14 protein-coding genes are annotated in these 13,662 nt (G+C 74.2%); 7 read left to right on the top strand and 7 right to left on the bottom strand.

Going from position 1 to position 13,662, the window contains the following annotated elements; all coding sequences use genetic code 11:
• On the bottom strand, positions 1 to 634 hold a 634-nt coding region (locus GC722_RS15110), incomplete at its 3' end, for an alpha/beta hydrolase (protein ID WP_331714916.1).
• A gap of 147 nt (positions 635 to 781) precedes the next feature.
• Between GC722_RS15110 and GC722_RS15105 the strand changes: the two genes are divergently transcribed.
• The 6 genes from GC722_RS15105 (at position 782) to GC722_RS15080 (ending at position 6,616) form a co-directional block, all read left to right on the top strand.
• On the top strand, positions 782 to 1,567 hold the full coding sequence (locus GC722_RS15105; protein ID WP_331714915.1) for a lysophospholipid acyltransferase family protein: 786 nt from the start codon (positions 782 to 784) through the stop codon (positions 1,565 to 1,567).
• Positions 1,560 to 2,300, top strand: a complete 741-nt coding sequence (locus GC722_RS15100) for a lysophospholipid acyltransferase family protein (RefSeq protein ID WP_331714914.1) — start codon at positions 1,560 to 1,562, stop codon at positions 2,298 to 2,300. The genes GC722_RS15105 and GC722_RS15100 overlap by 8 nt, the downstream gene beginning before the upstream one ends.
• On the top strand, positions 2,300 to 3,403 hold the full coding sequence (gene macS / locus GC722_RS15095) for a MacS family sensor histidine kinase (RefSeq protein WP_231747965.1): 1,104 nt from the start codon (positions 2,300 to 2,302) through the stop codon (positions 3,401 to 3,403). Before GC722_RS15100 ends, macS begins: the two co-directional genes overlap by 1 nt.
• A gap of 14 nt (positions 3,404 to 3,417) precedes the next feature.
• Complete coding sequence (locus GC722_RS15090) at positions 3,418 to 4,071, top strand: response regulator (RefSeq protein ID WP_156612084.1); 654 nt, start codon at positions 3,418 to 3,420, stop codon at positions 4,069 to 4,071.
• Positions 4,072 to 4,164: 93 nt separating this feature from the next.
• The gene (locus tag GC722_RS15085; protein WP_331714913.1) at positions 4,165 to 5,553 is read left to right on the top strand and encodes a class II 3-deoxy-7-phosphoheptulonate synthase; all 1,389 of its coding nucleotides are present in this window, start codon (positions 4,165 to 4,167) and stop codon (positions 5,551 to 5,553) included.
• A 4-nt stretch (positions 5,554 to 5,557) separates the two neighbouring features.
• On the top strand, positions 5,558 to 6,616 hold the full coding sequence (locus tag GC722_RS15080; RefSeq protein ID WP_156611498.1) for a threonine aldolase family protein: 1,059 nt from the start codon (positions 5,558 to 5,560) through the stop codon (positions 6,614 to 6,616).
• Here the strand turns inward: GC722_RS15080 and GC722_RS15075 are convergent.
• The gene (locus GC722_RS15075) at positions 6,591 to 7,403 is read right to left on the bottom strand and encodes a DUF72 domain-containing protein (protein WP_331714912.1); all 813 of its coding nucleotides are present in this window, start codon (positions 7,401 to 7,403) and stop codon (positions 6,591 to 6,593) included. The two genes, GC722_RS15080 and GC722_RS15075, sit on opposite strands and share 26 nt — an antisense overlap.
• Positions 7,404 to 7,447: 44 nt before the next feature.
• Here GC722_RS15075 and GC722_RS15070 point away from each other — a divergent pair, with 44 nt between their 5' ends.
• Complete coding sequence (locus GC722_RS15070) at positions 7,448 to 8,098, top strand: MBL fold metallo-hydrolase (protein WP_156611496.1); 651 nt, start codon at positions 7,448 to 7,450, stop codon at positions 8,096 to 8,098.
• A gap of 19 nt (positions 8,099 to 8,117) precedes the next feature.
• On the opposite strand, the gene GC722_RS15065 is transcribed toward GC722_RS15070, so the two are convergent.
• The 5 genes from GC722_RS15065 to thiS all read right to left on the bottom strand — a co-directional run bounded on the left by GC722_RS15065 (position 8,118) and on the right by thiS (position 13,595).
• Positions 8,118 to 9,362, bottom strand: a complete 1,245-nt coding sequence (locus GC722_RS15065) for a hypothetical protein (RefSeq protein ID WP_156611494.1) — start codon at positions 9,360 to 9,362, stop codon at positions 8,118 to 8,120.
• Entirely contained in the window at positions 9,344 to 10,291 is a 948-nt protein-coding gene (locus GC722_RS15060) for a DMT family transporter (protein WP_331714911.1), read from the bottom strand. The genes GC722_RS15065 and GC722_RS15060 overlap by 19 nt, the downstream gene beginning before the upstream one ends.
• Before the next feature lie 31 nt (positions 10,292 to 10,322).
• Complete coding sequence (locus tag GC722_RS15055) at positions 10,323 to 12,470, bottom strand: Stk1 family PASTA domain-containing Ser/Thr kinase (RefSeq protein ID WP_231747890.1); 2,148 nt, start codon at positions 12,468 to 12,470, stop codon at positions 10,323 to 10,325.
• Between the two features lie 140 nt (positions 12,471 to 12,610).
• Positions 12,611 to 13,408, bottom strand: a complete 798-nt coding sequence (locus GC722_RS15050) for a thiazole synthase (protein WP_331714910.1) — start codon at positions 13,406 to 13,408, stop codon at positions 12,611 to 12,613.
• Positions 13,401 to 13,595, bottom strand: coding sequence for a sulfur carrier protein ThiS (gene thiS, locus GC722_RS18605; RefSeq protein WP_331714909.1), 195 nt, complete (start codon positions 13,593 to 13,595; stop codon positions 13,401 to 13,403). The genes GC722_RS15050 and thiS overlap by 8 nt, the downstream gene beginning before the upstream one ends.
• Positions 13,596 to 13,662: the final 67 nt, after the last annotated feature.

Genomic DNA, 13,662 nt, shown 5'->3' with positions numbered 1-13,662 from the left:
CGACGACGTGGTCGACCCTGGAGCGGAACACGAGCAGCGGCTGGTGCACCCGGTGCAGCTCGGCGCGGACGTCGCGCCACAGCTCCACCGTGGAGGCGAGCGCCCGCAGCGGGGTGCGGGTGTAGCCGTGCTCGGTGACGCCCTCCTTCTTGATGTCGTCGGTGATGCCGGGCAGCGAGCTGGTCACCCGCCGCAGCAGCGGCAGCGCCAGCAGCCGGCGGTCGCCGCTCGCGATGGCCGGGTTCACCAGCACCACGCCGGCGACGTCCTGGCCGTAGCGCTCGGCGGTCCGCAGCACCAGCGCGCCGCCCATGCTCAGCCCGACCAGGAACACCTGGCGGCAGCGCCGCCGCAGCAGGTTGAACTCCTGCTCGACGCAGGCGTACCAGTCGTTCCAGGTGGTCTCGTTCAGCTCCTGCCAGGAGGTGCCGTGACCGGGGAGCCGGGGGAGCACGACGGTGCGACCGCTGCGGGCCAGGTGCTCGGCCAGCGGCCGCATCGACCACGGCGTGCCGGTGAAGCCGTGGCACACCAGGACGCCGACGTCGTCGCCCTCGGCGGCGAAGGGCTCTGCCTCCGGGCGCACCCGGTGCTGCTCGACGGCCGGGCGTCCGCGGCTGCTCCTGATCCCCACACCGCGATGCTAGTGCCGGGTGGGTCGGGTGCCGCGGCCGATCGGCCACATCGTGGCCGGTCCGTGACCCGTGAGGGGGTGCGGGCACCCGAGCGGGCGGGGTGCCGGTCCGCGCGCACTAAGATCGCGCAGGACCAGGAGGTTGTCGTGCACCCGTACACCGTCTTCAAGACCCTGCTCTTCCGGCCGGTCATCCGGCTGCTGTGGCGCCCCTGGATCGAGGGCGTGGAGAACGTCCCCAGCAGCGGTCCGGTGATCCTGGTCAGCAACCACGTCTCCTGGGGCGACACCCTCGTCACCCCCGCCATGCTGCCGCGCCAGATGACCTTCCCGGCCAAGGCCGAGATCTTCGACGCCCGGGGCAAGGGGCCGGCGGCCAAGCTCGTCGCCTGGTTCCTGCGCACCGTGGGCATCCAGCCGATGGACCGCTCCGGCGGGCGGGCCAGCGTGGGGAGTCTGGAGGCGGTCAACGAGCACCTGCGCCGCACCGGGCTGGTGCTGGGCATCTACCCCGAGGGCACCCGGTCGCCGGACGGACGGCTCTACAAGGGCAAGACGGGGGTGGCCCGGCTGGTGCTCAGCGGCGAGGCGCCGGTGCTGCCGGTCGGCCTGGTCAGCTCCGAGATCCACCGCGGGCCGCTCGGGGTGCCGATGATGCACCGTCCCGGCATCCGGATCGGGCGGCCGCTGGACTTCTCGGAGTACCGGGGCACCACCCCCAGCCGGGAGGTGCTGCGGTGGGTGACCGACGAGATCATGGCCGCCATCCAGGAGCTGACCGGCCAGGAGTACGTCGACGTCTACGCCTCCAGCGTCAAGACCGGCGCCCTCAGCGAGGCGGACCTGGCCGACAAGGTGCTGGCCCGTCCGGGTCTGGGGACGACCAAGCCGCCGGTGCCGGTGGCCGCCGGGGCGGGCGCCGACGGTGCCTGAGCGCCCCGACCTGGCCCGCCTGGGCGAGGGCGGTGGGCGCGCGGTCTACTCCGTGCTCCGCGGCGTCCTCGGCCCGGTGGTCAACCGCGTCTTCCGCCCGGAGGTGGAGGGGGAGCACAACGTGCCCCGCCACGGGCCCGCCATCCTGGCCGCGAACCACCTCTCGTTCGTGGACTGGCTCTTCATGCCCATTGCCATCGAGCGGCGGATCACCTTCGCGGCGAAGTCCGACTACTTCACCGGTGTCGGGGTCAAGGGCTGGGCGCAGCGTCGCTTCTTCGCCGGCACCGGGCAGGTCCCGGTCGACCGCTCCGGCGGCAAGGCCTCGATGGCCGCCATCGACGCCGGCCTGCGGGTGCTGCGGCGCGGGGAGCTGTTCGGCATCTTCCCCGAGGGCACCCGCTCGCCGGACGGCCGGCTCTACAAGGGCCGCACCGGGGTGGCGCGGCTGGCCCTCACCGCGCGGGTGCCGGTGGTGCCCACGGCGCTCGTCGGCACCGACGTGATAGCCCCGCCCGGGCGCATCATCAGCCGGGTGGTCTCGCCCATCGTGCGCTTCGGCAAGCCGCTGGACTTCTCCCGCTACGAGGGCATGGAGGACGACCGGTTCGTGCTGCGCTCGGTCACCGACGAGATCGTCTACGCCATCATGGAGCTCAGCGGCCAGGAGTACGTCGACGTGTACGCCCCCCGCAAGCCCCGCCCGGGCCGGGGCCAGGAGCCGCCGACGTGATGGACGTCCCGGAGATCTTCCGCGGCTACGCGCTGGTCCGGGTCACCGCGCTGGTCTACGTGCTCGCGGTGGACGCCGTCCGGCTGCCGTCCGTGGCCCACCCGGCGGTGCTGGTGGCGGTGATGCTGGCGGTCTCGGCGTGGACCGCCTTCACGCTGTGGAGCTACGCCTCACCCGCCCGGCGCCGGACCTGGGTGCTCGTCCTGGACCTGGTGGCCACCCTGGTCCTGGTCGCGCTGAGCCCGTGGGTGCTGGGTCCGGGGAGCGAGCAGTCGGTGGTGCCGCTGTGGACGGCCAGCGCCCCGATGGCCCTGGCGCTGTGGCGGGACTGGTCCTGGGGGGTGCTCGCGGCCGTGCTGGTCTCCGTGGTCGACCTGGCCGCGATGACCAGCACCGAGGTGGCGAACTGGGGCGGCAAGCTCGGCTTCGTGCTGCTCACCGGGGGGCTCGGCTACCTGGTGGCCGCGCTGCGCCGCTCCACCTGCGAGCGGGAGCGGATCACCGCGAGCGCCGCCGCGATGGCCGAGCGGGCCCGGCTGTCGCGGCTGGTGCACGACGGCGTGCTGCAGGTGCTGGCCCTGGTCGAGCGGGACGCGCCCTCCTTCGGCCCCCGCGGGCTGCTGATGGCCACCGCGGCCCGGCAGCAGGAGGTGGAGCTGCGACGGCTGCTGCAGAGCGACCACGGCGAGGACGACATCGACGTCACCGTGGCCGACCTCGCCGCGGTGCTGGACCGGCACGCCTCCGCGTCGGTGACCATCTCCACCCCCGCCGGGCGGGTGCTGGTCGACAACGAGGTGGCCGCCGAGCTCGACCAGGCGGTCTCGGAGGTGCTCACCAACGTCGCCCGTCACGCCGGACCGGGGGCCAAGGCCTGGGTGCTGCTGGAGCGCGAGGGCGAGGACGTGGTGGTGAGCGTGCGCGACAACGGCGTCGGCGGGCAGCTGGAGGACTTCGAGGACGCCCACCGGCGCGGCCGGTTCGGGGTGCGCCACTCGATCCGCAGCCGGGTCTCCGACCTCGGCGGCGTGGCCACCCTGCGCACCGCCCCCGGACGGGGCGTGGAGTGGGAGTTCCGGATCCCAGGAGGGAGGGCGCAGTGAGCGAGACGACGGAGATGCCGCGGCGGGTGATGCTGGTCGACGACCACCCGATGTGGCTGGAGGCCCTCGGCGCCGACCTGACCGAGCACGGGTTCGAGATCGTGGCCACCGCCGGGACCGGTGAGGAGGCGCTGCGGCGGGCCCGCGCGGCCCGCCCGGAGGTGATCGTGATGGACCTGCAGATCCCCGGGCCGGACGGCGCCACCTGCACCGAGCTGCTGCTCAAGGAGTTCCCCGGGCTGCACGTGCTCGTGATCTCCGCCAGCGGCGAGCGCGACGACGTGCTGCGGGCGGTCAAGGCCGGCGCCCGCGGCTACCTGGTCAAGTCCGCCTCGCCGGAGGAGCTGCTCGACGGCGTCCGGCGCACCGCCCTCGGTGACGCCGTGTTCACCCCGGGGCTGGCCGGGCTGGTGCTGGGGGAGTTCCGCCGGATGGTCACCCGGGCAGAGGAGCACAACGACCAGGGTCCGGTGCTGACCACCCGCGAGGTCGAGGTGCTGCGGCTGGTGGCCAAGGGGCTGGCCTACCGCGAGATCGCCGAGAGCCTGTTCGTCTCCCACCGCACGGTGCAGAACCACGTGCAGAACGTGCTGCGCAAGCTGCAGCTGCACAACCGCGTCGAGCTGGCGCTGTACGCCATCGAGCGGGGCATCCACCACGACGACTGAGGTCCGCCCGGGTCCGGGCGGCGCCGGGCCGGGCGGCGTCCCAGCCCGTGGCGGCAGGGGGGCGGTTCGTGCGCGGCGCGTAGCCTGTCCTGCGTGTCTGACCGGATCCCCTCCCTCGAAGAGCTGCACGCACTGAACCCCGCGCAGCAGCCGGGCTATCCCGATCCGGCCGAGGTCAAGGCGGTGGTGGAGGAGCTGCGGCTGCGTCCGCCGCTGGTCTTCGCCGGCGAGTGCGACGACCTGCGCGCCGACCTGGCCAAGGTCGCGGCCGGTGAGGCCTTCGTGCTCCAGGGCGGTGACTGCGCCGAGACCTTCGACGGCGTGACGGCGGCCAACATCCAGGGCAAGCTGCGGACGCTGCTGAGCATGGCCGTGGTGATGACCTACGCCGCGCAGGTGCCGATCGTCAAGATCGGTCGGATCGCGGGTCAGTACGCCAAGCCCCGCTCCAAGGACACCGAGACCCGCGGGGACGTCACGCTGCCCGCCTTCCGCGGCGACGCGGTCAACGGCTTCGACTTCACCCCCGAGGCCCGCCGGCCCGACCCGCGCCGGCTGCTGGACGTCTACAACGCCTCGGCGGCGACCCTGAACCTGTCGCGGGCCCTGCTCGGCGGCGGCTTCGCCCACCTGCGCAGCGCGCACAGCTGGAACGCCGACTTCGTGCGCACCACCGGGGTCAACGAGCGCTACGAGCACCTGGTGGCCGAGATCGAGCGGGCGCTGGCCTTCATGGTGGCGTGCGGCATCGACGACGACGTGTTCGCCACGGTCGACTTCTACGCCTCCCACGAGGCGCTGCTGCTGGAGTACGAGCAGGCCCTGACCCGCATCGACTCCCGCACCAAGCAGCCCTACGACGTGTCGGGGCACATGCTGTGGATCGGGGAGCGGACCCGCCAGCTCGACGGCGCCCACGTGGAGCTGCTGCGCCACGTCCGCAACCCGATCGGGGTCAAGCTGGGCCCGACCACCACCGGTGAGCAGGCGCTGGCCCTGGCCGACGCCCTCGACCCCGACCGCGAGCCCGGCCGGCTGACCTTCATCACCCGCTTCGGCGCCGGCCGGATCCGCGAGGGTCTGCCCCCGGTGATCGAGGCGGTGGAGGCCTCCGGGCGCAAGGTGGCCTGGGTCTGCGACCCGATGCACGGCAACACCTTCGAGGCCGCCAACGGCTACAAGACCCGCGCCTTCTCCGACGTCGTCGAGGAGGTCGACGGCTTCTTCGACGTGCACGACCGGCTGGGCACCTGGCCGGGCGGGCTGCACGTGGAGCTGACCGGCGACGACGTCACCGAGTGCGTCGGTGGTGCCGAGCTGCTGGCCGAGGCTGACCTGGGCACCCGCTACGAGACCGCCTGCGACCCCCGGCTCAACCGCAACCAGTCCCTGGAGCTCGCCTTCAAGGTGTCGGAGCGGCTGACCGACGGGCGGATCAAGCGGGTCAACCCGGTGCAGTCCTACACCCCGATCGACTTCTGAGCAGATGAGTCCCGCTCCCGCTCGCGTCGACCTGCGCAGCGACACCCTGACCCGTCCCACGCCGGCCATGCTGGCGGCGATGACCACCGCGCCGGTGGGGGACGACGTCTACGACGAGGACCCCACGGTGCAGGAGCTGGAGCGTCGCACCGCCGAGCTGCTGGGTCACGAGGCCGGGCTGTACTGCGCCACCGGGTCGCTGTCCAACCTGCTCGGTGTCCGCGCGCTGGTCGAGCCGGGCCAGGAGGTGCTCTGCGACTCCGCGGCCCACATCGCGCGGGCCGAGATGGGGGCGCACGCGGCGGTCTTCGGGGTCACGATGCGCACCTGGCCCAGCGAGGGCGGGGTCACCACCCTGGAGCAGGTCGACGAGCTGCTCTCACCCGACGCCGGCCCCTACCTGGTCAGCACCGGCGCGGTCGCGCTGGAGAACACCCACAACTTCGCCGGCGGCACGGTGCAGCCGCTGGCGCACCTGCGTGAGGTCACCGAGCGGGCGGCCGGGTACGGGATCGGCCGCCACCTGGACGGCGCCCGGCTGTGGAACGCGCACGTGGCCAGCGGTGTGGCGATGTCGGAGTACGGCCGGCTCTTCGACACCGTCAGCGTCTGCTACTCCAAGGGGATGGGCGCCCCGGTCGGCTCGGTGCTGGTCGGCTCCGCCGAGACGGTCGCCCGGGCCCGGGTGTGGCGCAAGCGGCTCGGCGGCGGCTGGCGCCAGGCCGGCGTGCTCGCCGCGGCCTGCCTGCACGCGCTGGACCACCACCTGCCCGACCTGGCCACCGACCACGAGAACGCGCGGCTGCTGGCCGAGGTGGTGGCCGGACGCGCTCCGGACGCGGTCGACCCCGCCGCGGTGCAGACCAACATCGTCGCGCTGCGCACCGGTGCGACGACCGCCCGTGAGGTGGTCGCCGCCGCCGCGGAGCAGGGTGTCGTGGTGGGCGCCGTCGGGCCGCGGACGGTCCGGGCGGTGACCCACCGCGACGTCAGCACCGAGGAGTGCCGCCGGGCCGGCGAGGTGCTGGGCCGGGTGCTCAGCTCAGCCGCGCGCGCAGCTTGAGCGCGTCGAAGGGCGCGTGGCCCTTGGCGTCGTTGTCGAAGTACACGTGCACGCAGCCGACCTGGTCGTGCCAGTCCCGCACCTTGACCGCCCACCGGTCCAGCGCCACGTCGGTGTAGCCGCTGGCGTACAGCTCGGTGTCGCCGTGCAGCCGGACGTAGGCGTGGTCGGAGGTCAGCGTCTCGATCACCGGCCACCGGCGCGGGGCGTCGCTGGTCACCAGGGCCACGTCGTGACGCCGGGCCAGCTCCAGCAGCGCGTCGCCCCGGAAGCTCTCGTGGCGCACCTCCAGGGCGTGGCGGATCCGCTGCTCGGGACGCTCGGCCACGGTGGCCAGCCGGTCCCCGGACAGCCGCTCGTCGTGGCGCGAGGCCAGCTCGGCCGCCTCTCCGCAGGTCCGCGGCAGCCGGGACAGGAAGTCCTCCAGCAGCGCGACGTCGAAGGGCAGCGTGGGCGGCAGCTGCCACAGCACCGGTCCCAGGGTGGGGCCCAGCAGCAGCACCCCGGAGGCGAAGAAGTTGGCCAGCGGGGTGTCCACGTCGCGCAGCCGCTTCATGTGGGTGACGAAGCGGGGACCCTTGACCGAGAAGACGAAGTCCTCGCCCGCCTCGGCGCGCCAGCGGGCGAAGCTGGTGGCGCGCTGCAGGGAGTAGAAGGTGCCGTTGACCTCGATGGTGTCCAGCTGCTCGGCGGCGTGGGCCAGCTCGCGGCGCTGGGGCAGCCCGGGCGGGTAGAAGGAGCCTCGCCAGCCGCGGTAGTTCCAGCCCGAGATGCCGATCCTGATCACCCGACCATCCTGTCCGGTCGCTGCCGGGCCGCTACGTTGGGGGCATGCAGATCACCCACCTCGGTCACTCCGCCGTGCTGGTCGAGTCCGGCGGCACCCGGCTGCTGGTCGACCCCGGTGCCTTCTCCGACGGGTGGCACGGGCTGGTCGACCTCGACGCCGTGCTGATCACCCACCTGCACCCCGACCACGTCGACCCGGCACGGGTGCCGGCCCTGCTGGCCGCCAACCCGGAGGCCCGCGTGGTGGTCGAGCCGGGCGTGCCCGAGGCGGTCGACCTGGGCGTGGCGGAGGAGCGGGTGACGCGGCTGGCCGCCGGGGACGCCGTCGACCTCGGCGCGGTCGGGGTGGAGGCGGTCGGCGGCGACCACGCGGTCATCCACCGCGACATCCCCATGGTCGGCAACATCGGGCTGGTGCTGCGCAGCGAGGGCGAGCCGACGCTGTTCCACCCCGGTGACTCGCTGGCGGCCGTGCCGACGGGGGTGGACGTGCTGGCGGTGCCGACGCAGGCACCGTGGGCGGCCATGAAGGAGCACGTCGACTTCATCCGCGCGGTCGGTGCCGCCCGGGCCTTCCCCATCCACGACCGGCTGGTGAACGAGATCGGCCGCAGCATGGTGGTGGGCCGCTTCTCCGAGCTGACCGACACCGAGGTGCTCGACCTGGCCGACGGGCGTCCACGCACCCTCTGACGGCGCGCCGGGTGGGCTCTCAGCCGAGCTCGGCGCGGGTGAACGGCGGGGGCTCGGCGGCCCCGACGTTCTTCCAGACCCAGCCCGGGACGCGGGCCAGGAAGCCGGTCAGCACGTCGACGGTGCGCCACAGCCACTCGCTGTCGTGCTGGGACGAGACCCGCAGCACGGTGCCGTCGACCTCGAAGGCCGGCGGGGCGGCGGCCATCAGGTACTCCATCTGCCGGGGGTGCAGCACGTCGTAGGCGAAGCGCGGGTGGGTGCTGCGGACCGGGAACCGGTCGTTGAACTGCTCCCACTCGAGCTCGACCTTCTCGCCCGGGCGGAACCAGCCGCCGCCGCCGACGCCGAGCAGCGGCCACGGGGCCGGCAGGGTCATCTCGAACAGGTCCTCGGAGTGGTGGTCGGTCACCGTCCGGGTGCGGGTGCCGCCCTTGCCGTCGCTCTCCACGACCGTGCGCTGGGTCTTCCAGCGGTGACGCAGCGCGATGAACGGCAGCCCCTGACCGGTGCCGGTCACCACCTGCTCGGCCTGGTGGCCGAACCCGCCGCGGGTGTGCCGGACCCGCGACAGCATGTCGTCGCGGTCGCCGTGGAAGACCCAGTCCGGCCGGCGGTAGAAGCGGAAGCGGTGCTCGGGGTCGGGCTGGCGGAACCGCTCCAGCTCCTGCGGCGGCAGCGAGGCCACCACCGCCGCCAGGGCCTCCAGCAGCGGAGCCAGCTCGTCGGCCTCGCGCGGGACGCCGAGGGCCACCAGGTCCTGCCCGTCCACCGACAGGTCGACCGGGCCGAGGGCGGCCAGCGCCTCCAGCGGCCCGGCGGCCGCCCGGAGCACGGTGTCGGCGAAGGCCGGGTCGTCGGTGCGGACCTGCCAGCGCGGGTGGGGGTGGGGTGCGGCCGCCACGCCGACGCGGGGCGAGGGGCCGCTGCTGACGTGCAGCTCCGGCAGCGGGAGCGGGAGGCGGAGGGCGGCCACCCGGTGCGAGCCGTGCTCGCTGCGGTACTCGACCACCTGGAACGGGGTGCGTGCGGGTCCCGCCTCGCCGAGCACCTGGTCGTCCACGTCGCGCCGGAAGCCCTGGCCGAAGGGCGGGCACGACAGCGTCAGCACCGACTCCAGCTTCGGGTTGTCGACGAAGCGCCAGCCCCGCTCCTTCAGCGACTGGATCCAGCGGTGGCGGCGGACCGCCAGCACGACGGCCACCACGACGCCGGCCGCCACCAGGGCGACGACCAGCCAGACCATCAGCTGCGAAGCGTCCACGATCCTCCTCGGTCCCCGGCTCCGGACTCCTCAGGGTGCCGCACCGGGGGGTCGCCCCGCCGGGGCCGCCGCAGCAGCGGGGACAGCTCGACCAGGTACATCGCGGCCAGGATGGACAGCCCGCCCACGGTGATCCGCCAGGTGAACACCTCACCACCCAGGGCCACGGCGAACAGCGCGCCGAACACCGGCTCCATGCTCATCACCACCGCCGCCCGGGTGGCGGGCACCTGGGACTGCGCCCAGGTCTGCAGCAGCATGGTCAGCGCGCCGGCGACCAGGGCGAGGTAGAGCACCCGCCCCCAGTCCGGTGCCGTGGCCGGCAGCTGCACCCCGTCCAGCAGCGCCGGCGGCAGGCACACCAGGGTCACCACCGCGAGCTGGACGGCCGTCATCGACAGCGCGGTGCGGGGGTCGCTCCAGCGGCCCAGGCCGACGATGTGCAGCGCGTAGCAGACCGCGCTCGCCAGGGTCAGCAGCGCGCCGGGGGAGACGGTGAACCCGTCCAGGGAGAGCACCCCGAGCCCGAGGGTGGCCAGCAGCACCGCCACCCAGGTCAGCGTGCCGACGCGGTGGCGCAGCAGCACCCAGGTGAGCAGCGGGGTGATCACCACGTACAGCCCGGTGACGAAGCCGGAGATGGAGGCCGAGGTCCGCTCCAGGCCGTAGGTCTGCAGCACCTGCGCGGCTCCGAAGACCAGCCCGAGCAGCGTCCCCGGCACCACCACGTCGCGGGTCAGCACCAGCTGGCGGCGCAGCCCCAGCACCAGCGCGACGGCGGCGGTGGCGAGGGCGAAGCGCACGACGAGCATGTCGGTGACCGGGACGCGGGTGACGACGTCCTTGATCAGGAAGAAGGTGGAGCCCCAGATGGCGGCCATGACGAGCAGCGAGGCCATCGCGAGGGCCTGCATCCGGGGACGGGGCACCCGCACAGCCTAGGCGCCGCGACGGCTGCGCTCAGACCAGGAACAGGGTGATGGTCGAGCCCTCGGGGGCCTTCGCGCCGAACCCGGGGTCGGCCTCGGCCACGTAGCCCAGACCGAGGTGGTTGGTCTCGACCGGGGCGGTCTCGACCTCGAAGCCGGCCTCCTGCAGGGTCTCGGTGGCGGCCTCCACACCCATCCGCTGCACGTTGGGGACGGTCACCATCCGCGGCTCCAGGGACACGGTGAGCCGCACCTGGTCGCCCCGGTGGCCGGTGCCACCCGCGGGCGTCTGCGCCATCACCGTGCCCTCGGGGACGGTGGTGGAGTGCTCCTCGGAGACCTCCACCCGGAAGCCGTCGTCCTCCAGCGCGGCGGCGGCCTGCCCGGCCGGCTCGCCGGTGCGGTCCTCGATCTCGAGGGGCTGGCGTCCCCGGGAGACCACCAGGTCGACCGTGGTGCCGCGCCGGACCTGCTGCCCGGCGTCGACGCCCGCCTCGACGACGGCTCCGGCCGGGACGGTCTCGCTCCAGGCCCGCTCGACCGTGCCGACGACCAGGGTGGCCTCGGCGAGCGCCCGCCGGGCGGCGTCCTCGTCGGTGCCGACGACCTCGGGCACCGCGTGGCGCTCGGGCCCGCGGGAGAGCACGGCCTCCACGGCGCTGCCCAGCAGCACCCGCTCACCGGGCGGGGGCACCACCGCCATGACCTGCCCCGCGGGGACGGTCTCGCTGTAGTCCTGGGCGAAGGTCACCGTCAGGTCGCCGCGCTCGGCGGCGCTGAGCACCTCGGCCCGCTCGAGCCCGGTGAGCGGCGGCACCGCGGTCCACCGGCCGGAGGCCGTCCACCAGGCGCCGACGGCGACCCCGACGGTGAGCAGCAGCACCAGCAGCAGCACCACCACGCCGCGCCGCCGTCGCGCCCGGGCGCGGGCGTCGAAGCGCTGCCGCAGCGGTGGGCGCTCGGGGTGGCGCCGCGCCGGGGTGCGGGCGGCGGGAGGCTGGCGGGGTGCCCGGTGCCGCTGCGCCGGCGTGCGGGGCTGGTGCGTGCGCGGTTGGGCCGGGCGGGGCTGGTGGGGCTGGGGCAGGGCCGGCACGACGGTGTCGGACTCGGTGAAGGTCGTGCGGGTGCGCGCCGGAGGGGTGGCCGGCGGCGGCTCCGGGGCGGGCACGGGTGCCGCGAGCCCGTGTGGGGGAGAGACGGGGGAGCTGGGCGGGGGCAGCGTCGGGGCCGCGGTCGCCTGGTCGGTGAACAGCAGCGGGTCGCCCATCCGGGCGGTCAGCTCGGGGTCGTCCATGACGCCGGTCAGCAGCGCCTCGCGGCTCTCCCGCAGCATCGCCTGCAGCACGCGGGCGTCCCGCGGGCGCTGCTCGGGGTCGCGGGCGCAGGCCACCCGCACCAGGGCGTCCAGGTAGGGCGGGATCGCGTCGCGGGAGATCCGCCACGAGGAGGAGGTGACCGAGGAGGGGGCCGGGACGTCCTTGTTGACGTGGGCGAAGACCACCTCGTACGGGGAGTCGCCGGTGTGCGGCTTGCGCCCGGTGAGCATCTCGAACAGCACGATGCCGAAGCTGTAGACGTCGGCGCGGGTGTCGGCGCTGCCGTGCACCACCAGCTCCGGCGGCACGTAGGAGACGGTGCCGATCAGCACCCCGGCGGTGGCGGTGCTGGTCTGGGCGCTGATGGCCTTGGCCAGCCCGAAGTCGGCGACCTTGACCTGGCCGCGGTCGGAGATCAGCACGTTCTCCGGCTTCACGTCCCGGTGCACCAGGTGGTGGGCGTGGGCGGCCGACAGCGCGGAGAGGACGGGGTCGAGCAGGTCGAGCGTGCGCAGCGGGGTCAGCGGCGCGTCCCGGGAGATGACCGAGCGCAGCGTGGTGCCCTCGACGAACTCCATCACGATGTAGGGACGCCCGGTGCCGCCGAGGTCCGAGCCGTGGCCCTGGTCGAAGACGGAGACCACGTTGGGGTGGGAGAGCCGGGCGGCGGCCCGGGCCTCGCGGTCGAACTTGCGGACGAAGTCGGTGTCCTCGCCCAGGCCCTCGTGCATCACCTTGACCGCGACGATCCGCTGCAGCCGGGTGTCGAGGGCGCGGTACACCGTGGCCATGCCGCCGCGGGCGGCCCGTTCGAGGATCTGGTAGCGACCGTCCAGGGCGTGACCCACGAGGGGGTCGCGCATGCTGGTCATGGTCACGTCAGCTCCGTACACGGTCGGGGAAGAAGGCCGTGTCAGCCCTGCGAGCGAGCATAGGTGCCACTACCACAGAACACCGACAGGACGCGCCGCCCCGGCGCGGCCGCCGGCGGGGAGCCGGTCGGTCAGTCGATGCGGCCCTCCATGGCCGAGGAGGCCTCGGCGTAGCGCCGCACCGGGATCCGGCCGGCGCCGGCGGCCAGCCGTCCCGCCTGCACGGCGTGCCGCATCGCGGTGGCCATCCGGACCGGGTCGTGGGCCCGCGTGACGGCCGAGGCCAGCAGCACCGCGTCGCAGCCGAGCTCCATGGCCAGGGCCGCCTCGGAGGCGGTGCCGATGCCGGCGTCCAGGACGACCGGGACCGTGGCGCGCTCGACGATCATCTCGATGTTGTGGGGGTTGCGGATGCCCAGGCCGGAGCCGATCGGGGCGCCCAGCGGCATCACCGCCGCGCACCCGGCGTCTTCCAGCCGGCGGGCCAGCACCGGATCGTCGTTGGTGTAGGGGAGCACCACGAAGCCGTCGGCCACCAGCCGCTCGGCGGCCTCCAGGGTCTCCACCGGGTCCGGCAGCAGGGTCACCTCGTCGGCGATGACCTCCAGCTTGACCCAGTCGGTGCCGAGCGCCTCACGGCCCAGCTGGGCGGTCAGCACCGCCTCGGCGGCGGTGAAGCAGCCGGCGGTGTTGGGCAGCACGGCGATGCCGAGGCGGTCCAGCACCTCGAGGACGGTGCCCCGCGCCCCGGGGTCGACCCGGCGCAGCGCCACGGTGGTGAGCTCGGTGCCCGAGGCCACCAGCGCCCGCTCGAGCACCTCCAGGCTGGGGGCGCCGCCGGTGCCCATCACCAGCCGGGAGCCGAGCTCACGGCCGGCGACCACCAGCGGGTCGTCGAGGCGCTCGGCCTGCAGCGTCGCCTCAGCCACCCTGCACCGCCGTGACGACCTCGACGCGGGCGCCGTCGGTGAGCCGCTCCTGGTCGTGGCGGCTGCGGGGGACCACCACCCCGTCGACCGCGACCGCGACCCCGCGGTGCGGGAGGTCCGCGATCAGCTCGGCGACGGAGGTGCCCTCCGGCAGCTCGCGGGGCTGGCCGTTCAGCTCGATCTGCACAGTCCTCCTCCAGGTCCGCCGTCCCGCGGTCTGCGGGCGCCCGGGCCGGCGTCCATCATCCTCCTCC

The organism is Auraticoccus cholistanensis, from assembly GCF_009742705.1.
Classification (GTDB): Bacteria; Actinomycetota; Actinomycetes; order Propionibacteriales; family Propionibacteriaceae; genus Auraticoccus; species Auraticoccus cholistanensis.
The sequence above is the reverse complement of the archived record's forward strand: the minus strand, read 5'-3'. Positions and strand labels throughout refer to the sequence as shown.

Excerpts from the sequence above, each read along its gene's own strand:
- GC722_RS15055 (WP_231747890.1), bottom strand. The coding sequence starts at position 12,470 with ATGCGCGACCCCCTCGTGGGTCACGCCCTGGACGGTCGCTACCAGATC.
- GC722_RS15070 (WP_156611496.1), top strand. The coding sequence starts at position 7,448 with ATGCAGATCACCCACCTCGGTCACTCCGCCGTGCTGGTCGAGTCCGGC.
- macS (WP_231747965.1), top strand. The coding sequence starts at position 2,300 with ATGGACGTCCCGGAGATCTTCCGCGGCTACGCGCTGGTCCGGGTCACC.
- GC722_RS15080 (WP_156611498.1), top strand. The coding sequence starts at position 5,558 with ATGAGTCCCGCTCCCGCTCGCGTCGACCTGCGCAGCGACACCCTGACC.
- GC722_RS15090 (WP_156612084.1), top strand. The coding sequence starts at position 3,418 with ATGCCGCGGCGGGTGATGCTGGTCGACGACCACCCGATGTGGCTGGAG.